We start from the raw sequence: 24,800 nt of genomic DNA, 5'->3' as shown, positions 1-24,800 counted from the left end.
TACTAGTGGTATTGTTGGGTGCTTGGATAAGCTGTCTTTCAAAAAAAAATTCAGGTAATGCAAAAGACTCGAAATGTTAAGAGATGTTAAGTTGTCTTTAAAGATGCCTTAATTAATTCTTCCAAAGAAATATTTGAACCTGTTTTTTTGAGTACAGTCGCAATATTTTTTTCGGCGGCAGCTTTTGGGAAACCAAGAGTTACCAAGGCTTGTAACGCTTCTTCTTTCAAATTCGTATGCGATACATCAAATCCTTTTCCAAGACTTGTAGTATCCAAACTCGTCTCTTTTCCTATTTTGTCTTTGAGTTCTAAAATAATCCGTTGTGCGGTTTTTGCGCCTACACCTTTTACTCCTTGAATCACTCTGACATCTCCCTGAATAATGGCAACTTCTAGTTCTTCTGAACTCAAGGAGGATAAAATCATCAAGGCTGTATTAGGTCCAACTCCTGAAATTGAGAGGAGATGTAAAAAAAGTTTTTTTTCTGTTTCTTCTTTAAATCCATAGAGGGTATGTGCGTCCTCTTTGATATGTAAAAAGGTGAGGAGCATCACCTGCTCCTCATCCTTAATCTTTGAATATGTTTGTAAGGATATCTTTACTTGATATCCAATTCCATTGATATCAATGATTACAAACGTTGGGTCTTTATAAGCTAATTTTCCTTTGAGATAGGCGATCATAATTGTTCCTGACTTTGTGCATCCACTACTGCGATAGCCACCATGTTTACGATTTCTCTGATGGAGCTACCAAGCTGTAATATATGTACAGGTTTGTTCATTCCCAATAGTACCGGACCGATTGCTTCTGCATTTCCTAGTTCGGAGAGTAACTTGTAGGCGATATTTCCGGAACTTAAATCAGGGAAAATCAACGTATTTGCCTTTTGACCGATCAAGGAAGAAAAAGGATAATTTTCTCGCTGAATTTCTTCATTCAAAGCCACATTCGCCTGCATTTCCCCTTCAATAATGAGATTTGGATATTTTTCTTTTGCCTTAAGAGTTGCCTCAGCTGTTTTGCTGGCGATTTCTCCTTTAGCAGAACCGAAATTAGAGTAGGACAATACAGCTACCCGCGGTTCAATATCAAAGAATCTTACACCTTTGGCAGTGAGACCAATAATTTCTACCAATTGAGCTGCATTTGGATTGACATTTACAGTGGTATCAGAGAAGAAGAAAGGACCTTTGGAGGTGTTCATGATATACATACCTGCTACACGGTCGGTTCCCTTTTTCACACCAATCACATGTAATGCAGGAAGGATAGTTTTTGGATAATCTTTGGTTAAACCAGAGATAAGTGCATCTGCTTCTCCTAATTCCACCATCATGGCACCGTAGTAGTTGCGGTCTCTCATCAGACGTAGACACTCTCTTGGAGTTAAACCTTTCCTCTGACGTTTTTGATGAAGAATATTGGCGTATTGCTGAAGTTTTTCTTCTTCTTTAAATGGATCGATGATGGTCACACCAGATAAATCAAGGCCATGCTCTTCGATCAATCTGTCAATTTTCTCACTGTTACCCAATAAAATCGGAATAGCCACTTTCTCCGTCCAGAGAAGCTGTGCTGCCTTCAAGATTTTCACATTGTCAGCCTCAGCAAAAACTACGCGTTTTGGATCTTTTTTAGCTCGGGTAATTACTCGAAGCATCAAGCGCTGATCGATTCCGATACGCTCCTGTAATTCTAACTCATAAGACTCCCAATCCGTGATATGGTATTTCGCAACTCCTGATTCCATAGCAGCTTTGGCTACAGCTGGAGCAATGGTGGTAATTAAGCGAGGATCAAAAGGTTTTGGAATCAAGTAAAATTTACCAAAGGAAAGTTTTTGATTCCCATAAGCTTTGTTGACAATTTCAGGTACAGGTTCTTTTGCCAATTCTGCGATAGCTTTGGCAGCAGCCAATTTCATTTCTTCATTGATAGCTGTAGCTCTTACATCTAAAGCTCCTCTGAAGATGTATGGGAAACCCAATACGTTATTTACCTGGTTCGGATAGTCGGATCGTCCTGTAGCCATGATGATATCATCTCTTGTGGCCATAGCAAGGTCATAAGCGATCTCAGGGTCTGGATTAGCTAAAGCAAACACAATTGGATTATCAGCCATTTGTTGGATTTGTTCTGGCTGCATGATATTACCCGCTGATAAGCCGAGAAAAACATCTGCACCAATCAATGCTTCTGTAAGTGTATTGACATCACGGGTAGTAGCAAATTCCCTTTTGATATCATCCAAGTTTTCACGGTCTGCACGGATAGCACCGTCGCGATCGCACATCACAATATTTTCTTTCTTTACACCTAAGCTCATGTAGAAGCGCGTACAAGAAACAGCGGATGCACCTGCACCATTAACCACAAGCTTAATGTCTTCAATATTTTTACCCACTACCTCCAAGGCATTCAATAAGGCAGCACCGGATATGATAGCTGTTCCATGCTGATCATCGTGCATCAAAGGGATATTCATTTCCTCTTTTAGGGTAGTCTCGATTTCGAAGCATTCTGGAGCTTTGATATCTTCCAGGTTGACACCGCCAAAGGTTGGTTCAAGGGACTTGATGATCTGAATCAGTTTCTTTGGATCTTTTTCATCTATTTCGATGTCAAATACGTCGATACCGGCAAATTTTTTGAATAAAACACCTTTACCTTCCATGACAGGTTTAGATGCTTCAGGGCCTATGTCTCCCAAACCTAATACAGCTGTACCATTGGAGATAACGGCAACCAAGTTACCTTTGGAGGTGTATTTGTATACGTTTTCCTTATTTTCTTTAATCTCAAGACAGGGTTCTGCTACTCCTGGTGAATAAGCCAAAGCCAAATCTAGTTGGCTGGAAAGTGGTTTCGTTGGTACCACTTCGATTTTTCCGGGTTTTCCTTGGGTGTGGTAATTAAGGGCGTCTTCTTTACGAATTTTAATTGCCATATAGGTTTATTGTTTGATAGTTTCTTAATCTGTTGCTAACTGATTGGAGATTTCTGTCGCTAGCAAGATAGTTTCAATTTCACGGATAGCTTCTCTGTGTGCTTCATTTGGATAATACACAAAGCCTTCCATGTAATACATTTTGCCGTGTTCATTGTCCACCAGTAAATAGCCTAAAAACGAACCGCCCATACTAAGGTTGTTTGTTTTCCATCCTCCTCTGATTTCGACCGCAAAATTATCATTTATTTTGAAGTTATTAAAGACGGGACTTGGATCTACGCGTTCGGTGACAATGTAAGAGTTGCGATTGCTAGGATCTCCATAGATGTGTTGCTTGGTTATACTTTCCCTTAGCGCCAATACATTTTGTGGAAATACTTGATCCTCTGAGGTATAGTCTGTGCTGTAGAAAAACAGACTAATATCCGGCTTGTCACTTCGGGGAGTTGGCTGTCTTAACCAAAGAAAATTATTGTCTGATTTGGCAATTTGATAAGATGCCGGGACATTGATTTCTAATCCAAATTCTCTACCAGCTACTTTTGCGGCAGAGTTTTTACGAGACAATAGGATTTTTTCCAATCGGGCTCTTTCCCTCACTTGGAAAAGATTCTGTAATCTGGTTTTATTTTCCCTGATATTTTGAATTAAAGTTTCTTCATCTCTTCCAAAGAGATACACCACTTCTTGTCCTTGCGCAAATTCATCTTTGCTTCGTAACATGTATAAACTTGGATCTGCTGCAGCTTTTTCTTTCGCTTCTTTAGTAAACGTGGCATTGATATTTTGACTGGCGGAACTTCTATCGTCAAATGTGGTCACATAGATAATGTTTGTGGCCATTTTGAGGATTCTAGTCATTCCTCTAGGGTCAACTTTGCGGACATCAAAAAGGTATTCGTCACGAATAAGCCCCTTTTGGTCTTCCATAAAAACTTCCTTCAACGCTTTGCCGACAGGACCTTCCCATTTAGCAGAATCGATGGCTAAAATGATTTCACCAATAGCACCTCTTGCTTTTGGCTTAGTAGAGGAAGAGCCTCCCTCACCTTCAGGTTCACATGCACTCAATAGGCCCATCATTAAGAATAGGCTCAACAAACTGGATATACTAAGGATTTTTTTCATAAGACACTAGTTTACCGCTCTAAGGTAAAAAATCAACCGAGGAATAAAAAGTTTTTTACTATTTTTTTAGTTTATCCTATGATTAATTTTTGACCTGGCTTGATGGTAGTGTTTTGTAAGTTGTTTAATTGTTTGATTTGTTCCACTGTTAAACCATTGGATTTTCTCGATATTGTCCATAAAGAGTCACCTGGCTGAACGGTGTAAAATTTAGGACTGCCGCTGGGTGAATTGTCGGCAATGCTGGTATTCGTTGCTTGGTTAGTGTAAATGTATAATGTCTGACCAACACGAATGGTATTTGAGCTTAAATTATTCCAATTTTTTATGTTTTGTACGCTGGTACCATGATTGGAGGCAATTTTCCCCAAGACATCTCCTGAGCGCACTTTGTATGCAATTCTTGTCTGTCCGGCTGTGGAGGCAGCTACAGCAGTTGTATTTACTGGTGTGGAGGTACGAAGGGCTACTGCTCGCTCAGGTTTTAACTCAATGGCTTCCTTAAACAGGGTTTTATTTTCTGTGATATAGGTGGATTTGGTTTTTGGAACTCTCACCGCCATATGTTTATTGCTGCTTGGAATAAGTTTATTTTGAATGGATGGATTCAATGCTTCCAAATCACCTAAGCATATATCTGCCAATTGGGCAAGTTGTTCTAGATCAATTTCCTGATTGAATTTGATGCGGTCGTAAGCAATAGGGAAGGTCGGATTTTCCAAAGCAAGATTATGTTCATCGGCAAAACGAAAAATATACATCATGGCTTGGATTTGAGGAACATAACTGCGAGTTTCTCTTGGAAGCCAATTATAGATTTCCCAAAATGTGCGCTTACCGCCTGATCTAGAGATTGCTTTACGCACATTTCCAGGACCACAATTATAAGCCGCTAAGGCAACCTCCCAATCCCCAAACATGCGATAAAGGGATTTTAAGTATTTGGCAGCTGCCTCAGTCGACATTTCTGGATCCATGCGATCATCAATATCACGGTTTGCATGGAGGTTATACATTTTACCTGTGGCTGGCATAAACTGCCATAAACCCATGGCGCCCACTCTGGATTTTGCTTTTGGATTTAAGCCAGATTCAATGATTGCCAAATACTTGATATCATCTGGCATATCGTGCTCGTCTAAAATCTCCTCAAAAAGCGGGAAATAGGTGTATTGTCGCTGCATGACCATACGAGTATAATCCCTGTTTCTTACCACAAAATAATTGATGAAGGCAAATACCCGCTCATTCAATTCGAAAGGCATACTAGTCTCCATGGAGCGCACGCGCTTAGCTACTTGTTCGTAAGTGAAATCAGGAATGTAATCGTAGTTGTATACAGGCTGTAATAATGGCTCCTCTAGGCCAATCTCATTGAAACTGTATAATTCCTGCGCATGAATAGTATCTGTACTTGTCAAGACAACGGTAAACCATGTCAAGGCGAAGAGGTAGATAGATTTTTTCATGCGCGTTGAATTTAAGCTTGATTAATATCCATTAAATAGTCTGCAAAAGCATAAAGCTCTGCTTCCTTGAAGGAGTTGGCAATAATTTGAATACCGATTGGCAAGCCTTTTTCATCTTTTCCATTTGGAATAGAAATGGCTGGTACTCCAGAAACAGAAGCTTGCACGGTAAATAAATCTTCTAAATACATGGCTACTGGATCATTGCTGTGCTCCCCAAACTTAAACGCTGTAGAAGGCGTAGTCGGCATAACAATGTAGTCAAATTTATTCAATAAATTTTCCGTAAACTCCTTAATTAATCTTCGAACTTTCTGAGCTTTGGTAAAGTAAGCATCGTAGTAACTTGCACTCAAAACGAAGGTTCCTAACATGATCCTTCTTTTTACCTCTTCTCCGAATCCTTCAGAGCGTGTTTTTTTGTACATACTTTCCAAATTATGGGCTCCGCTGGTTCTATAACCGTATTTTACGCCATCAAAACGAGATAGGTTGGAGCTTGCTTCTGCTGTCGTCAGAATGTAGTAAGTGGGAAGTACATACTTCAATAGAGGGAACTCTACTTCTTCAACTTCATGACCTTCGTTTTTAAGCTTTTCTAACAAGGCTAGGGTATTGGCCTTGATTTCTGGTTGCAAAGCCGGAGATTCGATGGTTTCTCTCAAATAAGCTACTTTTACACGCTTGTCAAAGTGTAAAAATTGACTGTAAGGAGGAACAGCTTTTTTTGAAGAAGTACTGTCAAAATTATCAGGCCCAGCCATGATTTCCATGACGAGTGCGTTGTCTCTGACATTGCGTGAAAAAATTCCGATGGTATCGAATGAAGAAGCATAAGCAATCAAACCCCAACGCGATACTCTGGAGTAGGTTGGTTTGATGCCCACAAGTCCCGTGAAAGCTGCAGGCTGTCGTACTGACCCACCTGTGTCAGTTCCCAGAGAAACTGTGCAAAGGTTGGCTTGAACGGCTACAGCAGAACCTCCCGATGAACCACCTGGCACACGGGTTTCGTCTGCAGCATTCAATACCTTGCCATGGCTGGAATTTTCATTGGAACTACCCATACCAAACTCATCACAGTTTAATCTCCCGATGATCACAGCATCTTCGTCGATTAAGCGCTGCACAGCTGTAGCAGTAAACTGAGAAACAAAGCCTTTGAGAATGTTACTTGAGGCATTGACCTCATGGTCTTTGTAAACCAATACATCCTTGATACCGATAACCATGCCTGCCAATCGGCCTGCTTTGCCTTCCGAAATTTTTTGATCCACCGCAGCTGCTTGAGCTAAGGCTGAATCCGTATAAACTTCAACGAAGGCGTTGAGGTGCGCCTTCGTTTGAATGTTTTGGAGATAATAATTTACAATCGCGGTTACAGAGGTTTCCCCATTCTCCAGCGATTTTTGTATATCGTCAAAAGAAAGAAATTTTTCCAAAATCAAAATAATTGCTAAGCGTTAGTCTTTTTTCTTTTTATCGTTGAGTCCTTCCTCCAAGTCATTTTGAATTTCCTTGGTGGCATCTTTGAACTCACGGATTCCTTTGCCCAATCCTCTTGCTAATTCTGGGATTCTCTTTGCTCCGAAAAGAAGCAGAATCACAAAAATGATAAGGATCATAGACCCTGGGCTCATTCCTCCGATAAATCCTAATGTAGTCATAATAGATCTGTTTTAGATGAATATTCCTTGCAAAGATACAGAACTGCATAGCTATCACAAAGGAAAGCGTGGCACAACTGTTTCTTTTTTTGTAAATATACGGATTATTTATTTTACCGTCCTGCTAGCCAAATGGATGGATCCATAGGAGAGAGCCCCTTCCAAGTTTCGAAATGCATTTCCGAAACGCCGTCTTTGTTGGTATACACCTGTCCAATCACCTGTTTAGCTTTGACTTTGTCACCTGTTTTTACAGAAATGACCTTCAGTTTACTGTACAGGGTGTAATATTCCCCATGCTTGATCAGAATGGTGCCACCGTAACCTGGGACTGTGGCGACTTTCACCACTTCTCCATCAAAGACAGCGCGTACACCTGCATTAGGAGTGGTTTGTATATCGATACCATCATTAGGCTCTACTACACCTTTGAGGGTTGGGTGAGGCTGATTGCCAAATCGCTTAGAAACAAATCCAGATTCCACAGGCCAAGGAAGCTTCCCTCGATTGCCTGCAAAAGAACTGGACAAAGCAGCTGCCTCGGGTGTCAAGGGAATAGAACTGCCTGACGCTCGGGAAGCTGTAGAATTGGATTTTTTAGCTTCAGCTTCCGCTCTTCTGATTTCTTCCTCGATGATGGAGCGAATCAATCGGTTCAGGTTTTCCTGTTGCTTACGCGCAGCTTCAATCTGCCTGCGGAGATCCTGTTCCTGTTTATTCAAAGAATTCACAATTACTTGCTGCTCTTGCTTGGCCTTGTCAAGTTCTCGTTTTTGTTGTTGCTCCTTTTGAAGCACTACCTGTTTTTCCTCTTTTTTTGAAGCCAGATTTTTCTGTTCTACTACTAATTCTTCCGTTACCTTTTCAATCTGATCGGCTTGCTTTTTTCGGGCATCCGAATACTGTTTGAGATACTTCAAGCGCATGTAAAATTGCTTGAAAGTAGTGGAGCTAAACACAAATGCAGTCATGGTCATGCCCTGATTCAGCTTTGCACTTGTATAAATCATCTTGGAATACTCATCTTTCAAGTTCTGAAGCTCGTTTTCCAGAGCTTTGATTTTCAGTTCGGTATTTTTGATTTCCCGATCGATAAGCTGCACTTCTCGGCTAAGCGTACTGATATAAGTGACCCGAGCTTGTAGCTGACGATTGACAGCATTCAGCTGTCCTACAGATACTTTTTTAGTCTCGGTAGTTTTCTTTAAAATCTTATCAAATTCTAGGAGTTTTTTTTGAATTTCAGCTTTTTCCCGTTCAAGTTCTGCACGTGATTTTTTCGTCTGAACGATGTTTTGTCCTTGAGTAGAGAACCCAAGGCATGTCAAAAAAAGAAAAAGAAAAAGCTTCTTCATTAGTTAAACTGAAATGGAAAGGTCAAGGAATTGTTGCTTCGCTCGATTCTGGATATTTCCAAGTGTACGACTGTATTCTGTGCTTCTGCCCCTTCTCCCAAGATCAATTTGAAGAGCATGTTATTAGGAAAAGGTTGCCCTTCTACATCTTCAAAGGTACGATAACTTGCTGTTAATCCACCTTTTTCATTAAGAGGATTACTTGTCAGTTCGGTAACTTTTCCATGACTTGTACTGATTTTGGAATGATAGCGTACGCCTTCTCTGACCTGTGTCAAGTCAAAAGAACTCCCTATACGGATCAGTCGATCTCTATAGCTAAATTCATGAGGTACATTGGCATAGGCCAAGTTTTGAATCAAATCAAAGGATAAGTTTAAGTCAAATCGATCTTTCAACTCAGCGAAGCTCATATTTACATCTTCTCCATTGAGTCGGTCTTTGATGCGGATATAATCTTTGGTTACAATGCCTCGTAAAGCTTCAAGCCCTAAGCCTGGGGTAACTGAAAACCAAATCACACTATCCTTTTTCGCGCGGAAATTGATCGTGCCTTTGGTGACTTTTCCATTGGATTCTTCTAATACAATCCTTCCTCTTGAACTTAAGTAAGTAAAATCAAAGTAAATACCTTCAAACTCCTGCATAACCTCGTCCGAGGTGTAGAGGTTTGGTTTTTTGGCGCAGGAGAAAAGAACTAGTACAAGTCCGGACATGAGAAGTCCACGATACCACTGCTTAATCATAATACTTTTGATCTCTTATTTTTTTGATTAAAACCTCGGAGATATCTTCTCCTCCCTCCGCTTTTTTCCAATAGGAAATTGCTTCGTTTCTTTTGCCTAGATGGTATAGGATGTCTCCATAATGCTCAAACATGACACCGCTGGGGTTTTCTTCCTGTTCCAAGGCTCGCTCCATATATTTTTTTGCATCTTCATACTCTTGTAATTGGAATAAAACCCAAGCGTGTGTGTCTAGATAAGTGGCGTTTTTAGGAAATCGTTTCACTAATCCTTCCGACATTTTTTTGGCCTTTTCTAGGTCACGCTTTGATAAAGAAAGAAAATACGCATAATTATTGAGCACATGTTCATCATCCGGTTTTTCGGCCAAGACACTTTCATACATTTCAAAGGCTTCTTCTTTTTTGCCTGCTTGATGCAAAGCATCTCCTAAAGAAGCTTTTGCCAATAGGTCTAGCTGTTTGTTTCGTCCTCGGTTCAATTCTATTGCTTTTTCCAAGGACTCCACTGCTGGCTCTCCTTTCTTTTGAGCAAGTTTTGCTGTGCCATCAAAAAACCAAAACTCTGGTCTTTCAGGAAATTCATCTACGGCCATGATGGTGTAGGTTTCGATTGTAGCAAAATCCTGGGTGGATTCAAAAAGATTCGTAATCACCCCCTGCAATACTTGCGCGTTGGAAGGATTGATTTGAAGAGATTTACGGTAAAGCTCTAATGCTTCCTCCTTTTTGTTGGCAAAAAGGAATCGATCACCTACTACTGTTAAGACATCTGCATCAGTTGAATTATGTGCTAGCATGGACTCTTGCAAGTTATCCAGCAGACGCTCTCTTCTCTCCGTTCGCATTTCTTGCAAAATTTCAGCAAATGCCTTTGCTTTGATGGATGGATCCAAGTCAGGATTGGCAAATGCTGTTTTGATAAAATCCTCTGCTGTTGTCACATCGCCTCTTTCCCGATAGAGGGCATAAGCTGCCATTTGCAATTCCGCCTGATTAGGGTAAGCAGTAAGGTTTTCTTCGATCAAAGCAATGGCTTCTTCTGATTTTCCATTATTGAAGAGAATCTCTACCAAACTGATTACATACTGCGCATTGCCTGGGCTGGAGTTGATGAGCTTTTTACCTTCCTCTACTGCAGCTTTCAAATTATTTCTCCGTAGGTAAATGCGTTGCTTTTGGAAGATAAGCTGATCGATAACCCCGTAATAGTCCTCTGCCCGATCCAGGGCGCTCAGGGCGTTGTCCATATCCCCGGCAGAAAGATACAGGGAAGCTAAATCCAGGATATAGTTTTGATTTTCTGTAGTATTCGCCATCAGGTCCTCCAAAATTTCAGCGGCCTTCAATGGCTGCCCTTGTTTGGTATACACCTCGGCCATTACCAATCGGTAATATTTATTGGTAGGGTCAGCAGCTACTGCTTTCATCCCATAATCCAAAGCTTCATCCACTTGATTGGCTCTCAGAAGAATTTCTGCAATCTTAAAGTTAGTTGCAGGCTCTTTGGGAGCTATTTCGAGCGATTTTTTGAAATAAAAGTAAGCACGATCGAAGTCTTCAAGCATCATGTAGCGTTGACCATCGATAAACAACCTATTGGCCCGAATCTGCTCCAATTCCTTTTTTTTGGCTTTCCGTGTAGGCTGCTGGGCCGAAAGCATGGAAGGGAACGATAGGATGGTAATTAAAAATATACTGATTTGAAGGATTTTCACTCGTAGAATCGATTAAGTATTATTGGTAGGGTATTGATACTTGTACAGCAATACCTCTGATTGTCTTTTCTAACGCAAACTTAATGCCTTTTTGTTTAGCAAATTCATAAAAGATGTTAGCATTAGGATTTTCCAGTGCTTCCATACCCACCTGCTCCACGCTCTGTATCAGATAATGTCTCGGTGAGTTGCCAAGCGATTTGTTCATGTCTGGCGATGACCATTTGTGCAATCCGCTCTCCATCCTTTATTTCAAATGGTTCTTGGGATAGATTGACTAAAAGGACTTTGATTTCACCTCGATAATCTGCATCTACTGTTCCGGGGCTGTTCAATACAGTCAAGCCATGTTTGAAGGCTAGCCCACTTCTCGGGCGAATTTGGGCTTCAAAGCCTACCGGAAGCTCTAAGAATAAACCCGTTCCAATTAATTTTCTTTCCAAGGGTTGCAGGATTACAGCTTCTTCTAAATTGGCACGGAGGTCCATTCCTGCGGAGGCGGCAGTTTGATAAGCTGGTAATTCGTGCTTGGATCGGTTAATGACGTTGACTTTCATAGATAGTAATTGGATGAATGATTATCGATTTTTCAAGCGCTTTCGGATAGTTGCAACCTCCTCTTTTTCCAATAGTAACACCAGGCCTAGGAAGAGCAAGATAAAGCTATTTTGAACAGCAAACTCCAAAATAGGATTCTCCAATACGGTGAAGTATCCTGCATAGCTTAAGCCAAATGCAAGTAAGAGGTAAAGGATTCCTTTTCCAGTCTGATAGGGGATAGGGAAATGCTTTTGTCCCCACCAAAAACACAGGATGCTCATAACTAAGTAGCAACCCAAAGTACTCAGAGCGCCTCCCAAAAAGCCAAGGCTTGGAATGGCTGTAAATAGGATGAGGATAGTTACCAAAGCACCAATAAATGTAATGTAGAAACTGTATTTTGTTTGATCTGTCAATTTGAACCAAATGCTCAAATTAAAATAAATTCCCAATAATAGGTAGCCCATGAGTAAAACAGGTACTATATGGGTAGCCATACTGTAACCTTCATTTCTCAATAATAAGTTGCCCAAAAGCCCTAAATTGACCGAAACTGCAATCATCAAGGTACAGCAAAAGATGATGAAAGCATGCATTACACGGGCAAAGAGTTTGGGACTATTTTTGTCAGCGCTTTGATTGAAGAAAAATGGTTCTGCAGCATATTTGAATGCTTGAATGATCAAATTCATGAAGATCGCCAGTTTGAAGTTGGCTCCAAAAATCCCGCCTGCTTCTCTTCCTGTCAAGCCGGGGTAAAAATTTTCCGGAATCAGGTATTCAAATAAATTTCTGGACATGGCCTCATTGACTACGCCCGCCAACCCCATAAATAAAAGCGGGAATGCATAATGCCACATGGGTAAAAGATAACTACGGCTTAATTGAAAACTGAATTTTCCCATATATTTGAAAAGTATTGGGATCATTAGTGCATTAGCAATTAGATTGGACAGCAGAATAAATTCAACTTCCCAGTCAGGTCTGTAAAAGTTACTGATGAAAGGTTGTAGTGCGGAAAGCCATTCACCTAAATAGATTTTTCGAAATACTACAATAAAGAGAATGTTGAGCCCTACATTGATCAGAATATTGGAGAACTTGGTCAGCGCAAATTGAAGGGACTTGTTTTCTTTTCTGAGTCTAGCATAAGGAATAGCTAGAACTGCATCTATTGCTAAAATCCAGGCAATCCATTGGAAAAGGTATTCTTGTCCGGGATAATTCATTACCTCCGCCAACCAAGGTGCTGAAAAATAAATCAATGCACCTAAGCTCAACGAACTGGTAATCAATAGTGATTGGATTTGATGATATACCTTGGTGGGATCCAAACCTTTTCCAGTGGCAAACCTGAAATAGGTGGTTTCCATACCATAGGTGAAAATGACATTAAATAAGGCGATGTTTGCGTATAATGCCGTGTAAGCCCCCATTCCATCTTTGGAAAGATAGGCGGTATACATTGGAATAAGTAAAAAATTGACTGTACGGCCAAGGATGCTGCTGATGCCGTAAATAGCCGTTTGGCCAGCAAGATTTTTTAATTGACCCATGATACAAAAATAAAAAAAGGGGAAATTATTCCCCTTTAAAGACTGGTTTTCTCTTTTCGAGGAATGCGCTTGTTCCTTCTTTATAATCCCCTGATTTTACACAGCGGGCAAAGCTATTGGCTTCTATTTGGTAGCCATCCTCATTGGTGCTGTAGACGGCATTGACACAATCAACAATCATTCCGATAGCTAGGGGCGCTTTGCTCATGATTTTGCGGATGATTTCTTCAGCTTTTACCATTGCGTCATCTTTGGTGTCGCATACATGGTTGACTAAACCTAATGTTTTTGCTTCGTTTGCATCGATCATATCCCCAGTCATCATGAGTTCATTAGCTTTTCCTCTGCCTACTAGGACAGTGAGACGTTGAGTTCCTCCATAACCAGGGATAATTCCCAAATTAACTTCTGGCTGACCAAATTTTGCATGGGCAGCAGCTATACGCATGTGACAGGCCATAGCCAATTCACAACCTCCACCCAATGCGAAGCCATTGACGACAGCGATTACAGGCTTGGGACAAGTTTCGATCAGGCTGAAAATTTCCTGACCATTTTCCGCAAATTTCCTTGCATTCAGTTCGCTCAATTCAGCGATCTCGCTGATATCTGCTCCAGCTATAAAGGCTTTTTCACCAGAACCAGTGATGATGACAGATTTAATGTTTTTGTTATCCACAACCTCTTCGAAAATTGTACGTAGTTCTTCAAGGGTTGCAAAGTTGAGTGCATTCAATTTGGATTCTCGGTTGACGGTCAGATATAAAATCCCGTCACGTTCTTCCGATAAGATGTTTTTACTTTCAGCCATGTTAAAAGGTGAATGTTGGAGGTCAAATATACGAGTGAGGCGTGCATTCCCAAAGGATTTCTTAGAAAAATACAATGAAAGTGAGATAGACGGATAAAGATTATGAAAAGCACTTGTGCCACATTTCTTTCGTTTAACTGCTAATTTATCATAGGTTTATCCTGCCTTTCTGCTTAAATTTTATATTTTTGCAGCGCCAAATAGTAATCACAAAAACCCAATTATATATGTCTTCAAAAACGAAAATTACAGTAGCCTACGGTGACGGTATTGGACCGGAAATCATGCAAGCAACCTTGGATATCTTGGAAGCGGCAGGAGCTCAGTTGGAATATGATGTTATCGAAATCGGTGAAAAAGTATATTTAAAAGGGATCAGTTCAGGTATGGAGCCTAAGGCTTTCCAATCCTTGAGAGATACCAAAGTATTTTTAAAATCTCCCATCACTACACCTCAGGGTGGAGGTTTCAAAAGTTTAAATGTTACTACCAGAAAATCTTTTGGACTTTTTGCCAATGTAAGACCTTGTAAGGCTTACCATCCATTTGTAAAAACCCACTTCCCAAAAACGGATATGGTTATCATCCGGGAAAATGAGGAGGATTTATATGCAGGGATCGAGCACAGACAAACGGAGGAAGTTTATCAGACCTTGAAATTAATTTCTCAGCCGGGTTCTGAAAAAATCATCCGTTATGCATTTGAGTATGCCAAGAAATATGGCAGAAAGAAAGTGACCTGTATGACCAAAGACAATATCATGAAATTGGCGGATGGTTTATTCCACAAGACTTTTGACGAAATCGCAAAAGAGTATCCGGAAATCGAATCAGATCACAAAATCATTGATATCGGTTCGGCCTTGATTGCTGAAAGACCGGAAATCTTCGATGTGATTGTTACGTTGAACTTATATGGTGATATCATCTCTGACATTGCCGCTCAAGTGACCGGTTCTGTTGGTTTGGGTGGTTCTGCCAACGTGGGTGCTGAAGTAGCCATGTTTGAGGCGATTCACGGATCTGCTCCGGATATCGCTGGCATGGACATGGCCAACCCATCCGGTTTGTTGAATGGTGCGATTTCCATGTTGGTGCACATTGGTCAGCCGGAAGTTGCGGAGAAGGTTGCCAATGCATGGATGAAGACTTTGGAGGATGGTATCCATACGGGTGATATTTATCAAGAAGGTCTTTCTACTCAAAAAGTAGGTACTAAGGCATTTGCACAGGCAGTGATTGATCGATTGGGTCAAGTTCCTGTGAACATGGTGCCAGCCAAGTTTGACAAATCAGACACTACGCCTATCAATATCAAATTGAGACCGGTAACCAAGGCTAAGAAAGAATTGGTAGGAGTAGATGTATTTATCGATTGGGATGAAGCAGGAAGGAATCCGGATGTAATTGGAGAAGGTTTGAGAAAAGCCAATGTATACGGCTTGCAATTGCATTTGATTACGAATAGAGGAGTAAAAGTATTCCCAGAAGGACAGCCTGAAACTTTCTGTACGGATCACTGGAGATGTCGATTCAAAACAGACGATCAACGTGCGATTTCTCACGAAGATGTGTTGGAATTGTTGAGACAAATCAAAGCGCTTGGTTTTGACTTTATCAAAACAGAGCATTTATACACCTTCGATGGTGTCAGAGGCTTTAGCTTGGCACAAGGAGAGTAAAAAACTTGAAGCTCCGGAGATTTTCTTCGGAGCTTTTTTTTATCATTGTTATTTAAGAGAAAAAGAAGCTATGAGTATAGATGTTGCCTTATTGAGCAAAACCTGTGAGATTGCGGGTGCGCCGGGATTTGAAAAAAGAATTCGGGATTTTATCATAGAGCAAGTGAATCCGCATGTGGATGAGGTTCAGGTGGATAATCTGGGTAATGTGATTGCCATCAAAAAAGCCAAGAACAATCCTGAGGGCAAAAGGGTCATGCTGGCTGCCCATATGGATGAGATTGGTTTTATTGTGAAGCATATTGACGATAATGGGTTTTTGAGGTTTCACACCTTGGGAGGCTTTGACCCCAAAACCTTGGTTGCCCAGCGAGTGATCGTTCATGGAAAAAAAGATTTGATAGGAGTGATGGGTACGAAGCCTATCCATGTGATGTCTCCAGAGGAGAGAACCAAAATGCCTCAGGTAACAGACTTTTTTATTGATATGGGAATGCCTAAATCAGAGGTGGAAAAACACATCAGCATTGGTGATCCCATCACAAGAGACCGGGAACTGATTGAAATGGGGGACTGTGTCAATTGTAAATCCATCGATAACCGGGTGGCAGTATTTATCCAACTGGAAACCTTAAAGCAATTGGAAAATCCAGCCTACGATGTTTATGCGGCCTTCACCGTACAGGAGGAAGTAGGTATTCGTGGTGCCAATGTAGCTGCTCATCAGATCAATCCTGATTTTGGAATTGCCTTGGATACCACCATCGCTTTTGATGTGCCTGGAGCACAGCCACATGAGAAAGTGACTGAATTGGGTAAGGGAACAGCCATCAAAATCATGGATGCGATGACCATCTGTGATTACCGCATGGTGGCCTTTATGAAAGCAACTGCTGAAAAACACGAGATCTTGTGGCAACCTGAAATCCTTACTGCCGGAGGCACAGACACCGCAGGTGTGCAGCGCATGGGTAAGCAAGGAGCGATAGCAGGAGCTATTTCTATTCCTACCCGTCATTTGCATCAAGTGATTGAAATGGCACATAAGGAGGATATTGCGAATTCTATCCGTTTATTGAAAGCTTGTCTGGAGGAGATGGATTTATGGGATTGGAAGCATTGAGGGAGAAGCGAGAGATGAGAAGCGAGAAGCGAGATGTGCGAGATTAGACTTAAGAACCAAGAACCAACAAACAAGAGCCAAGAAACATCATGTTGTGACAAAACTGTCACGGAGAATTATCATGCTTAATAGATTTGTATGAAAATGCTGATTGACTACAGCGTATGCATTTGTTGTTAATGCCGAAAATCCCGACCTCGAAGAGGTCACATGTTTATAGCTAAATTATTTTGAGCTAGAGACATTCGACTCCGTTCGGAGTCGCACCTGTCCCTAGACATATTGTAACTAAAAATTGTTGATCCCGCTGGGATCGAAGATTTTGTTTAAGCATTGAAGAATTATAAAAAAATCTCAAGAAATTCAGGATGTGAAAAAAGCCTGTCCCGAGAATCGGGAAAATATGATCTTTGAGATTACTCAATTACATATGAAGCGGCCGTGGCGGGTGTCGTTGCGGCCGTTGCGTGAACTTGAATCGGGTTTTGTGGTTTTAATTGTTTGATTATATGGGGATTTACAAACCGGAGTCAAATAAGTCATCTTTGACAGATTCGGTAGAAAAGTTAATAGAAGCTTGTAAGCAGGAGGATGCCTACAATTCGGTCGGTTCGAAGGCGATGAAGTGGGTATACATCCTCTTTATGGCGATTTCGATTTTAGCAGCTTGGGTTGTATCTATCGAATCCTGCGATTGTCCGTTTGATCGGGCAATTGCTTACTTCTTCCTGTTTGGTGTTGCTTACTTTTTAGTGTATCTGCTCTGGGAGCGAAGAACAAAAGCAAAATTTAGCTATGATGTTCCGCTAGCCAAACTTTTACCACTGATTATAGCGCGTTTTAATGGGCAGGTAAGTAAAATGGTAATACTCCTTCCAGCCTTGTTAAGTGTAGGAACTGCCTTATCACTGGTGGTTAACTATCCTAAAGAAGAAGCTTTCAATTGGTTTAACTTTTGGCTAGTTTATGGTTTATTTTTGTTTATCATGGTCATTTCTGCATTTGTTGGTTACCGAATTTGGAAGACTAGACAGCAACCCTTGGTGGTGGAGGCTAAGAGGATATTAAGAGAGATGGATTCAGTCTTTTAGCTGGATTTAAGTCAGGTTAATTAAATGTTTTTCGAGGAGAGGAATACTCATAGTCAAGAATTTCAATTTGGATGTCAGAAATAGTTCAAGCCCATGTATTTAAACCAAGTGAACGATTAGAGTTGTTGGATAAACGGAAAAATTTAATTGGTTGGGTTTTCGTTTTATTGGCTGCGTTACTTTTCATACTTGACCATGCTTTTATAGGATTGGCTATAGGGCTTAGCATATTTGCTGTTTGCTATTTTCAAGCGTTTCTAAAATGGGGTCAAAAAGAAAAGGTGTTTGGTTCATTTCCAGTAAAATTGAACTTTTATCCTGATGGTTTTAGCTTAGATGGGGAAATTTTCAGGATTGATGAAATCAAGATAACCAAGTTTATTTGTTATGACTATGAGGGGAGGGATGATATAGGTTATGTCTTTGTGGTTAAATTTCCTATGCGTTCAAGTGGCTCATGGAATCACCTTTCGTTTATTTCTAATGGTCGAGAAGTAACCATGCGCTTTAGACTCCGTTCAGAATTGGATAGTAAGAAATTGACAGAACTGAAGATACGGTGGGGGATAGTTGACTAAGGATTACTATGCTTTTTCAGTAATCAAAATAACAGTACTTTTAATCATGACTATTCAATACGCCTCTGACCTCCATTTGGAATTTCCTTCAAATAGGGAATATCTTAAGCGACAACCTTTGCTACCAAAGGCAGATATTTTAGTGCTAGCGGGGGATATAATCCCTTTAGCGATTTTGCATAAGTATCAGGATTTTTTTAACCTCCTATCGGACAATTTTAAAATCACCTATTGGCTACCAGGGAATCACGAATACTACTATTTTGATATAGCAGAAAAAAATGGATTTATTAATGAAGCCATTCGCAGTAATGTGTTTTTGATCAATAATACTTCGGTAGTATATGATCATGTTCAACTCATTTTCACTACCCTTTGAAGCCATATTGGTCCAGGTAGTCAATGGCAAATAGAACGTGGTCTAAATGATTTTCATGTAATAAAGAATAAAGGTTTTCGCCTTTCTACGGAGCAATACAATCAAATGCATCTTGAAAGCATGGACTTTTTGATCGAAAATTTAAATGGAAGGCAGGCAGATCAGGTGGCTGTTTTTACCCATCATTGTCCAACCTTTTTCAATTATCCTGAACAATATAAGGATAGTATATTGAATGAAGCCTTTGGAGTCGAGCTCTTTGACCTTATTACATTTTCCAGGATAAATAGTTGGGTGTATGGACATCATCACAGTAATATCCCCGAATTCCAAATTGGTACCACGAGGTTATTGACCAATCAGTTGGGTTATGTAGATCGCAATGAGCATTTGCTTTTTGAAAGGGATAAAGTAATAGTGTTATGAAAATCAAAGCTGAATAAAATACTTGCATAAATAAGTTTTTTCGCCATTGTTATTTTCAATAAAATGGTTTTACTCCATCAACCCAACCGCCTTCAGCGCAGCTTCTGCAATAATTCCATCCTGTGCGGAAGTGACTCCAGAAATTCCAATGGAACCAATCAGATCGCCATTTTTAAATATGGGTAGACCTCCTTCTACGGCTGTAATCGGCATGGTGGTGAGATGAACTGCCCCATTTTTGATCATATCTTCAAATATCTTTGTTGAGCGTTTGAATTCGAAGGCAGTTTTGGCTTTTAATTGTGCGACTTCAATACTGCCTATTTGCGTGCCATCCATTCTTTTGAGCAGGATAAGGTTGCCCCCTTGATCCAAAATTGCAATTACTACATTCCAATTTTCGTTCACAGCCTTTTCCTGTGCTGCATCCGCAATTTTGGTGGCCCACTCTAGGTTCATACTTGATTGAGTTTGGGCAAAAGCACCTCCAATTAAGCATAAACCAAGTGCAAGTGTAGTAAGTATGTTTTTCATCGATTTTTTTGATTGATTTTTAACTGTATACGATTTTTTTGTGTTTTTGATTCTGTTAGGGTATGTAAAGGACGGGAACTTGTGTCTTCTCGCTTCTAGTCTCACATTTCATCCTTCTGCCTTCAACCTTCCTCCTTTCACATATACCCCGCTACTTTGTACATCCCGATTCCGACCCACTCCTTTACTAGTTTATGCCACATAAAAATGGCATAAGGGTCGGGGTAAAATAAATTCGGGATATCCCATTTGGGATCGCTGGCATAATAATCTGTGGGAAAAGGGAGGGTTTCTAGGCCTATTTTATCAAAACAACCTTTGGCTCGTTTCATGTGAAAAGCAGAGGTAATTAAAATAAATGATTGATTCACAGGAATATCAAGTACAAGTAGCGTTTCCTTTGTAAATACAGCATTCTGATAGGTATTTTTGGCTTGATCCTCTATGATAATATCGGTTTCTGGAACACCCGCAACCAATAAAAAGTCTTTCAAGAGTTTAGCTTCCGTATTGGGGTTGGTTGGATTAAGCCCTTGCCCTCCCGTTATAAAAATGCTGTTGATTTTGCCCTCTTTGTACAATTGAAGGGCATGGGTAATGCGGTCGGCTCCTTTGTTGAAAAATGTTCGGTCATAGGCAGTTTTACTCAAGTTGGTCACACCTGTCAATACGATCCCAACTTCATGATGAGGAACTTCCTTCATCGGGATAAAAGCAGGTTCCCACTGTTGCATAGCCCAGTTAGCGATAAACTGATTACTGAAAAAATAGAGGAGTAGTAAGCTAACACCCATTATTAGCTTACCTTTTTTTCGATTGGGGAGAAAAAAGCCTACAGTCAAACCTATCAATACGATGCTCAGAGGCATTACGAGAAAACTCAGGAATTGGGAGAGGATGAAAAACATGAATACATCTAATTAGCTATCAACAAGGAGTTTTGAAATACTGAATAACAGCACCCAGCCCAAAATTAGTAAAGAAAGGAATATACCAATAGTAGTTTGGGCGCTATGATCCTTGATTTCCTAAAAAAAGGTTAGCAATAGTTTTCAGTGTTTCATCCAATAAATAAAAATAGAATGAGCGCTATCAACGCCATTCCAAGAAATATCCCCAAACTCAGTTTTTTTTGAAAGGACTTTCGACGATCCCTGTCTGCTATCAACGAAGCATAAATTTCAGGGTCTACTGAATCTGAACGATTGGATTTACCTTGTTGGTAGGGATTATCTTTCATAGGTGAGCGACCACTCTTGATACTCCTATTATCCTTGAAGGATTGAATCATATTAAAACCTGAAGTTCCGCCTGCCATACACCTATAATTTGAAAGCATTATACTAAAAAATCATGAGAGACACAAGTCAACATGGTTCAAGACTTAGTCTTGGACCTGAGTTTTCAACAGTCTTCAGACTGTTAAAGTGCAGTCTGAAGACTGCGGTAGTGCTAGTCCAAGTCTGAAGACTTGAACTATCCTATTTTTTCCATGATTTCTGCGACTTCTTCGAGAAAAAATCTTTCAATTTTCCAAACCCTCAAAATTCTCTGTGTATTTTTGAAACATGAGTACAAATTCCACAAACCTGTTGCCTTTTTTACAAGCACTTGCTACTTCCTTGGAGGGAGAGTTGAAGTTTGATTCCCTGAGCAAGACCCTTTATGCCACGGATGCTTCTGTCTATCGGGAGATTCCATTGGCTGTGGCTTTTCCCAAGTCTGAGAGGGATATTCAGCAGCTCATAGCTTTTGCCAAAAAGCACCAAACTTCCCTGATTCCCCGTACAGCGGGAACTTCCTTAGCAGGCCAATGCGTGGGCAATGGGATTGTAGTGGATGTTTCCAAGCATTTCACAAAGATCCTTGAATTCAATGCGGAAGAAAAATGGGTTCGGGTACAGCCCGGTGTGGTGAGAGATGAATTGAATCGTTTTTTGAAACCACATGGACTGTTTTTTAGCCCCATTACATCCACTGCCAATCGGGCGATGATTGGTGGGATGGTAGGAAATAATTCCTCAGGGACCACCTCCATCGTGTATGGGGTTACCCGGGATAAGGTGATGGAATTGAAGGTGCTCTTGAGTGATGGAAATCCTGCGGTTTTTGGCTCACTTTCTTCGGATGAGTTTGAACAAAAACGCTCCCAACCCGATTTGGAGGGGAAGGTTTACCAACAGATTTGGGAAGAATTAACATCTGAGGAGGCCAGAAAAGAGATTCACGATCAATTTCCCAAAAAGAGCATTCACCGTAGAAACACGGGTTATGCGGTAGATGAGCTCCTGAAATCTGAGATTTTTGAAGGGGATGAGCCTTTCAATTTTTGTAAGTTGTTGAGTGGTTCAGAGGGAACCTTAGCTTTTACCACAGAGATTAAAATAAGTTTAGATCCACTTCCAGACCCCATAGAAATTGTGGTGGCAGCCCATTTTGAAAGCATCCATCAAAGTATGAAAGCCGCTCAAGTGGCTATGAAACATCCGGCCACCGCAGTGGAATTGATGGATAAAATCATTTTAGACTGTACCAAAGAAAGTATTGAATATAGCAAAAACCGCTATTTCGTAGAAGGAGACCCGAAAGCCCTTCTGATGGTGGAATTCACAGGAAAATCGGAAGAAGAAGCACGGGAAAAGGGGGAGAAATTAATCGAGGATTTAAAAGCTGCTTCATTGGGGTATGCCTATCCTGTTATTGGTCCCGATAAAACGAAGGCTGCTTGGGCACTCCGCAGTGCGGGTTTAGGTTTATTGGCCAATATTCCAGGTGATCCCAAAGCGGTTGCCTGTATTGAAGATACGGCAGTCGATATCGAAGACTTGGCGGATTATATAGATGAGTTGGATGAAATCCTGAAAGGTTTTAATCAAGATCCAGTGCACTATGCCCATGCTGGGGCAGGTGAAATACACATGCGTCCTATCTTGGATTTGAAAAAGGCGGAAGATGTGGAGGAGTTTTATAAAATCTCTGAAGCATCAGCTAAGCTGGTGAAAAAATACCAAGGCTCGCTTTCGGGGGAACATGGGGATGGGCGTGTGAGAGCTCCTTTTATTCCCTTGATGGTGGGGGAAAAGAACTACCAATTATTCAGACGCATCAAATACACCTGGGATCCGGATAATATCTTCAATCCAGGAAAAATAGTGGATACGGCTCCCATAAATACTTCCCTAAGATATGAAGTAGGCATGAAGACTCCCGAACACGATACCGTTCTGGATTTTTCACAGGTGGGTGGAATCCTACGCATGGCTGAAAAATGCAATGGAAGTGGAGACTGCCGCAAATTACCGAGTTCTGGGGGAACAATGTGCCCAAGTTACCAAGCAACCCGCAATGAAAAGGATACCACCCGAGGTCGTGCCAATACTTTACGGGAATTTTTAACCCAAGACAAGCCATCCAATGCTTTTGACCATCCGGAAATCAAGGAGGCACTTGATTTGTGTTTGTCCTGCAAGGGTTGTACTTCCGAATGTCCCTCCAATGTGGATATGGCCTCCATGAAGGCTGAGTTTCTCTATCAATATCAACAAACCAATGGAGTTCCTTTGCGATCCAAGGCCTTTGCGCACATCAATGAATTGAATAAATTAGGTTCTTTGCTTCCAGGATTAGCCAATTTTTCCTTGAATAATTCCTTTACAGGTGGCCTTTTGAAGAAAGTTCTGGGAGTAGCACCGAAACGGAATCTGCCGTCCATTGCACCACAAAGCTTTCGACAGTGGTTCAGATCTGAGGCGGCTGCAATCCCTGTGAAGCAGCCGGTTATCAAAAGCATCTACCTCTTTGTAGACGAGTTTATCAATTTCAACGAGCCAGCCATTGGAATTACTACCGTGAAATTGTTGAAAAAACTGGGTTATGAAGTTATCGTGGTGGATCATGAGGAAAGTGGGCGTTCGGCGTTATCCAAGGGTTTGTTAGAAAAAGCAAAAAAGCATGCCAATGCCAATTTGCGTATTTTCAAAGACTTGGTCAATGGCAATGCACCTTTGGTGGGAATTGAGCCATCCGCAATCTTAGGATTTCGGGATGAATATCCCCGCTTGGTGGATAAGGACTTGGTGGAAGCAGCTAAGAAGGTGAAGTTTCATACCTTACTGATAGATGAGTTTATAGGACGGGAAATTGCCGCTGGAAATATAACTTCTGAGGCCTTTACCAAAGAATCCAAAACCATCAAGTTGCATGGACATTGTCATCAAAAAGCCTTGTCTTCCTTGAGTTGGACTCAGAAATTATTGAGCTTACCAGAGAATTATTCTGTAGAGACGATTCCTTCAGGATGCTGCGGCATGGCTGGTTCCTTTGGATACGAGGAGGAGCATTACGAATTGAGTATGCAAATAGGGGAGATGGTCCTCTTTCCAGCAGTGCGTTCCGCAAGTCAGGAGACTCTCATCGTGGCTCCGGGAACTTCCTGCCGCCATCAGATTGCTGATGGTACTCAAAGAAAAGCCTTGCATCCGGTGGAGGTGTTGTATGGGGCGTTGGTGTAAATAAAAAAATTCTCCAATTGCTTGTTGGATTCACCAAAGATCAGAGTTCTGGAGGTAGGTCCTGTCACCTTATAGCTTTTAATTTGTGTTTGGGTAAGGAGGGCTAGATGCAAAAACAATTAGAGTTTTTGATTAACTTTCGTTTATGAATATTCAAAAACAGAAAATAAATCAAATTATTGAGCTTTGTAAAAAAAACAAGGTCAAAACTCTTTTTGCCTTTGGGTCTGTAACAACAAATGACTTTAATGACAATTCTGATATTGATTTAATTGTGGATTTTAATGAAGACGATCCATTTAAATACACAGATCTATATTTCAGCCTAAAAAGTAAACTTGAAGAAATTCTCCAAAGGCAGATTGATTTGCTTGAAGAAAGAGCCATTAAGAATCGATATTTTCGGGAAGAGCTCGAGAAAAATAAAGTGATGATTTATGGATGTTAAAGTAAAAGTATGGCTTCTTGATATTCAGAAATCAATAGATGAAATATTTGAGTTCTTAGAAGAAGGTAGAACCTTTTCATCGT

At 40.7% G+C, this 24,800-nt stretch carries 23 protein-coding genes; 8 read left to right on the top strand and 15 right to left on the bottom strand.

What is annotated here, in order from left to right:
* Positions 1-86: 86 nt before the first annotated feature.
* The 12 genes from ruvA to ACXIUD_RS18095 all read right to left on the bottom strand — a co-directional run bounded on the left by ruvA (position 87) and on the right by ACXIUD_RS18095 (position 13,945).
* Positions 87-686, bottom strand: a complete 600-nt coding sequence (ruvA, locus tag ACXIUD_RS18150) for a Holliday junction branch migration protein RuvA (protein WP_458054069.1) — start codon at positions 684-686, stop codon at positions 87-89.
* Positions 683-2,953, bottom strand: a complete 2,271-nt coding sequence (locus tag ACXIUD_RS18145; RefSeq protein ID WP_458054068.1) for an NADP-dependent malic enzyme — start codon at positions 2,951-2,953, stop codon at positions 683-685. The genes ruvA and ACXIUD_RS18145 overlap by 4 nt, the downstream gene beginning before the upstream one ends.
* Positions 2,954-2,977: 24 nt before the next feature.
* Entirely contained in the window at positions 2,978-4,084 is a 1,107-nt protein-coding gene (locus ACXIUD_RS18140; protein WP_458054067.1) for a DUF4837 family protein, read from the bottom strand.
* A 71-nt stretch (positions 4,085-4,155) separates the two neighbouring features.
* A complete protein-coding gene (locus ACXIUD_RS18135; protein WP_458054066.1) occupies positions 4,156-5,553 on the bottom strand; it encodes a transglycosylase SLT domain-containing protein in 1,398 nt (465 codons plus the stop codon).
* 11 nt (positions 5,554-5,564) lie between these two features.
* Entirely contained in the window at positions 5,565-6,995 is a 1,431-nt protein-coding gene (gene gatA / locus ACXIUD_RS18130; RefSeq protein ID WP_458054065.1) for an Asp-tRNA(Asn)/Glu-tRNA(Gln) amidotransferase subunit GatA, read from the bottom strand.
* Between the two features lie 21 nt (positions 6,996-7,016).
* On the bottom strand, positions 7,017-7,220 hold the full coding sequence (gene tatA / locus ACXIUD_RS18125) for a twin-arginine translocase TatA/TatE family subunit (protein ID WP_458054064.1): 204 nt from the start codon (positions 7,218-7,220) through the stop codon (positions 7,017-7,019).
* A gap of 113 nt (positions 7,221-7,333) precedes the next feature.
* Positions 7,334-8,575 (bottom strand): murein hydrolase activator EnvC family protein, encoded by a 1,242-nt coding sequence (locus ACXIUD_RS18120; protein WP_458054063.1) that lies wholly within the window; start codon positions 8,573-8,575, stop codon positions 7,334-7,336.
* Entirely contained in the window at positions 8,575-9,321 is a 747-nt protein-coding gene (locus ACXIUD_RS18115) for a DUF4292 domain-containing protein (RefSeq protein ID WP_458054062.1), read from the bottom strand. The genes ACXIUD_RS18120 and ACXIUD_RS18115 overlap by 1 nt, the downstream gene beginning before the upstream one ends.
* A complete protein-coding gene (locus ACXIUD_RS18110) occupies positions 9,314-11,038 on the bottom strand; it encodes a tetratricopeptide repeat protein (protein WP_458054061.1) in 1,725 nt (574 codons plus the stop codon). The genes ACXIUD_RS18115 and ACXIUD_RS18110 overlap by 8 nt, the downstream gene beginning before the upstream one ends.
* A 122-nt stretch (positions 11,039-11,160) precedes the next feature.
* Positions 11,161-11,595 carry a dUTP diphosphatase gene (gene dut, locus ACXIUD_RS18105; RefSeq protein ID WP_458054060.1) on the bottom strand — a complete coding sequence of 145 codons (435 nt, stop codon included), beginning with the start codon at positions 11,593-11,595 and terminating at the stop codon, positions 11,161-11,163.
* A gap of 21 nt (positions 11,596-11,616) precedes the next feature.
* On the bottom strand, positions 11,617-13,134 hold the full coding sequence (locus tag ACXIUD_RS18100) for a lipopolysaccharide biosynthesis protein (RefSeq protein ID WP_458054059.1): 1,518 nt from the start codon (positions 13,132-13,134) through the stop codon (positions 11,617-11,619).
* A gap of 25 nt (positions 13,135-13,159) precedes the next feature.
* Positions 13,160-13,945 carry an enoyl-CoA hydratase/isomerase family protein gene (locus tag ACXIUD_RS18095; RefSeq protein WP_458054058.1) on the bottom strand — a complete coding sequence of 262 codons (786 nt, stop codon included), beginning with the start codon at positions 13,943-13,945 and terminating at the stop codon, positions 13,160-13,162.
* Positions 13,946-14,172: 227 nt separating this feature from the next.
* Here ACXIUD_RS18095 and ACXIUD_RS18090 point away from each other — a divergent pair, with 227 nt between their 5' ends.
* The 6 genes from ACXIUD_RS18090 to ACXIUD_RS18065 all read left to right on the top strand — a co-directional run bounded on the left by ACXIUD_RS18090 (position 14,173) and on the right by ACXIUD_RS18065 (position 19,224).
* Positions 14,173-15,627, top strand: a complete 1,455-nt coding sequence (locus ACXIUD_RS18090) for an NADP-dependent isocitrate dehydrogenase (RefSeq protein ID WP_458054057.1) — start codon at positions 14,173-14,175, stop codon at positions 15,625-15,627.
* 70 nt (positions 15,628-15,697) lie between these two features.
* The gene (locus tag ACXIUD_RS18085; RefSeq protein WP_458054056.1) at positions 15,698-16,750 is read left to right on the top strand and encodes a M42 family metallopeptidase; all 1,053 of its coding nucleotides are present in this window, start codon (positions 15,698-15,700) and stop codon (positions 16,748-16,750) included.
* Between the two features lie 509 nt (positions 16,751-17,259).
* Positions 17,260-17,841 carry a hypothetical protein gene (locus ACXIUD_RS18080; protein ID WP_458054055.1) on the top strand — a complete coding sequence of 194 codons (582 nt, stop codon included), beginning with the start codon at positions 17,260-17,262 and terminating at the stop codon, positions 17,839-17,841.
* A 71-nt stretch (positions 17,842-17,912) separates the two neighbouring features.
* Complete coding sequence (locus ACXIUD_RS18075) at positions 17,913-18,419, top strand: hypothetical protein (RefSeq protein WP_458054054.1); 507 nt, start codon at positions 17,913-17,915, stop codon at positions 18,417-18,419.
* 46 nt (positions 18,420-18,465) lie between these two features.
* Positions 18,466-18,798: a metallophosphoesterase gene (locus ACXIUD_RS18070; protein ID WP_458054053.1), complete on the top strand. Its 333-nt coding sequence runs from the start codon at positions 18,466-18,468 to the stop codon at positions 18,796-18,798.
* A 120-nt stretch (positions 18,799-18,918) separates the two neighbouring features.
* Positions 18,919-19,224 (top strand): hypothetical protein, encoded by a 306-nt coding sequence (locus ACXIUD_RS18065; RefSeq protein ID WP_458054052.1) that lies wholly within the window; start codon positions 18,919-18,921, stop codon positions 19,222-19,224.
* Between the two features lie 69 nt (positions 19,225-19,293).
* Here the strand turns inward: ACXIUD_RS18065 and ACXIUD_RS18060 are convergent, their stop codons facing one another.
* From ACXIUD_RS18060 to ACXIUD_RS18050, 3 genes are all read right to left on the bottom strand, one after another.
* Entirely contained in the window at positions 19,294-19,758 is a 465-nt protein-coding gene (locus ACXIUD_RS18060) for a GlcG/HbpS family heme-binding protein (RefSeq protein ID WP_458054051.1), read from the bottom strand.
* Between the two features lie 137 nt (positions 19,759-19,895).
* Positions 19,896-20,666, bottom strand: coding sequence for a YdcF family protein (locus ACXIUD_RS18055; RefSeq protein WP_458054050.1), 771 nt, complete (start codon positions 20,664-20,666; stop codon positions 19,896-19,898).
* A 152-nt stretch (positions 20,667-20,818) separates the two neighbouring features.
* On the bottom strand, positions 20,819-21,076 hold the full coding sequence (locus ACXIUD_RS18050; RefSeq protein ID WP_458054049.1) for a hypothetical protein: 258 nt from the start codon (positions 21,074-21,076) through the stop codon (positions 20,819-20,821).
* Positions 21,077-21,326: 250 nt separating this feature from the next.
* Here ACXIUD_RS18050 and ACXIUD_RS18045 point away from each other — a divergent pair, with 250 nt between their 5' ends.
* Positions 21,327-24,269 carry an FAD-binding and (Fe-S)-binding domain-containing protein gene (locus tag ACXIUD_RS18045; protein WP_458054048.1) on the top strand — a complete coding sequence of 981 codons (2,943 nt, stop codon included), beginning with the start codon at positions 21,327-21,329 and terminating at the stop codon, positions 24,267-24,269.
* A gap of 145 nt (positions 24,270-24,414) precedes the next feature.
* Complete coding sequence (locus ACXIUD_RS18040; protein WP_458054047.1) at positions 24,415-24,717, top strand: nucleotidyltransferase family protein; 303 nt, start codon at positions 24,415-24,417, stop codon at positions 24,715-24,717.
* The last annotated feature ends 83 nt before the right edge of the window (positions 24,718-24,800 follow it).

The sequence above is a fragment of the Mongoliitalea sp. genome, assembly GCF_054166905.1.
This window is presented reverse-complemented; position numbering and strand designations above follow the sequence as displayed.

What these genes read in the sequence shown, in the direction of transcription:
- ruvA (WP_458054069.1), bottom strand. Translation starts at nt 686, where the DNA reads ATGATCGCCTATCTCAAAGGAAAATTAGCTTATAAAGACCCAACGTTT.
- ACXIUD_RS18145 (WP_458054068.1), bottom strand. Translation starts at nt 2,953, where the DNA reads ATGGCAATTAAAATTCGTAAAGAAGACGCCCTTAATTACCACACCCAA.
- ACXIUD_RS18140 (WP_458054067.1), bottom strand. Translation starts at nt 4,084, where the DNA reads ATGAAAAAAATCCTTAGTATATCCAGTTTGTTGAGCCTATTCTTAATG.
- ACXIUD_RS18135 (WP_458054066.1), bottom strand. Translation starts at nt 5,553, where the DNA reads ATGAAAAAATCTATCTACCTCTTCGCCTTGACATGGTTTACCGTTGTC.
- tatA (WP_458054064.1), bottom strand. Translation starts at nt 7,220, where the DNA reads ATGACTACATTAGGATTTATCGGAGGAATGAGCCCAGGGTCTATGATC.
- ACXIUD_RS18120 (WP_458054063.1), bottom strand. Translation starts at nt 8,575, where the DNA reads ATGAAGAAGCTTTTTCTTTTTCTTTTTTTGACATGCCTTGGGTTCTCT.
- ACXIUD_RS18115 (WP_458054062.1), bottom strand. Translation starts at nt 9,321, where the DNA reads ATGATTAAGCAGTGGTATCGTGGACTTCTCATGTCCGGACTTGTACTA.
- dut (WP_458054060.1), bottom strand. Translation starts at nt 11,595, where the DNA reads ATGAAAGTCAACGTCATTAACCGATCCAAGCACGAATTACCAGCTTAT.
- ACXIUD_RS18100 (WP_458054059.1), bottom strand. Translation starts at nt 13,134, where the DNA reads ATGGGTCAATTAAAAAATCTTGCTGGCCAAACGGCTATTTACGGCATC.
- ACXIUD_RS18095 (WP_458054058.1), bottom strand. Translation starts at nt 13,945, where the DNA reads ATGGCTGAAAGTAAAAACATCTTATCGGAAGAACGTGACGGGATTTTA.
- ACXIUD_RS18090 (WP_458054057.1), top strand. Translation starts at nt 14,173, where the DNA reads ATGTCTTCAAAAACGAAAATTACAGTAGCCTACGGTGACGGTATTGGA.
- ACXIUD_RS18085 (WP_458054056.1), top strand. Translation starts at nt 15,698, where the DNA reads ATGAGTATAGATGTTGCCTTATTGAGCAAAACCTGTGAGATTGCGGGT.
- ACXIUD_RS18080 (WP_458054055.1), top strand. Translation starts at nt 17,260, where the DNA reads ATGGGGATTTACAAACCGGAGTCAAATAAGTCATCTTTGACAGATTCG.
- ACXIUD_RS18075 (WP_458054054.1), top strand. Translation starts at nt 17,913, where the DNA reads ATGTCAGAAATAGTTCAAGCCCATGTATTTAAACCAAGTGAACGATTA.
- ACXIUD_RS18070 (WP_458054053.1), top strand. Translation starts at nt 18,466, where the DNA reads ATGACTATTCAATACGCCTCTGACCTCCATTTGGAATTTCCTTCAAAT.
- ACXIUD_RS18065 (WP_458054052.1), top strand. Translation starts at nt 18,919, where the DNA reads ATGGACTTTTTGATCGAAAATTTAAATGGAAGGCAGGCAGATCAGGTG.
- ACXIUD_RS18060 (WP_458054051.1), bottom strand. Translation starts at nt 19,758, where the DNA reads ATGAAAAACATACTTACTACACTTGCACTTGGTTTATGCTTAATTGGA.
- ACXIUD_RS18055 (WP_458054050.1), bottom strand. Translation starts at nt 20,666, where the DNA reads ATGTTTTTCATCCTCTCCCAATTCCTGAGTTTTCTCGTAATGCCTCTG.
- ACXIUD_RS18050 (WP_458054049.1), bottom strand. Translation starts at nt 21,076, where the DNA reads ATGGCAGGCGGAACTTCAGGTTTTAATATGATTCAATCCTTCAAGGAT.
- ACXIUD_RS18045 (WP_458054048.1), top strand. Translation starts at nt 21,327, where the DNA reads ATGAGTACAAATTCCACAAACCTGTTGCCTTTTTTACAAGCACTTGCT.
- ACXIUD_RS18040 (WP_458054047.1), top strand. Translation starts at nt 24,415, where the DNA reads ATGAATATTCAAAAACAGAAAATAAATCAAATTATTGAGCTTTGTAAA.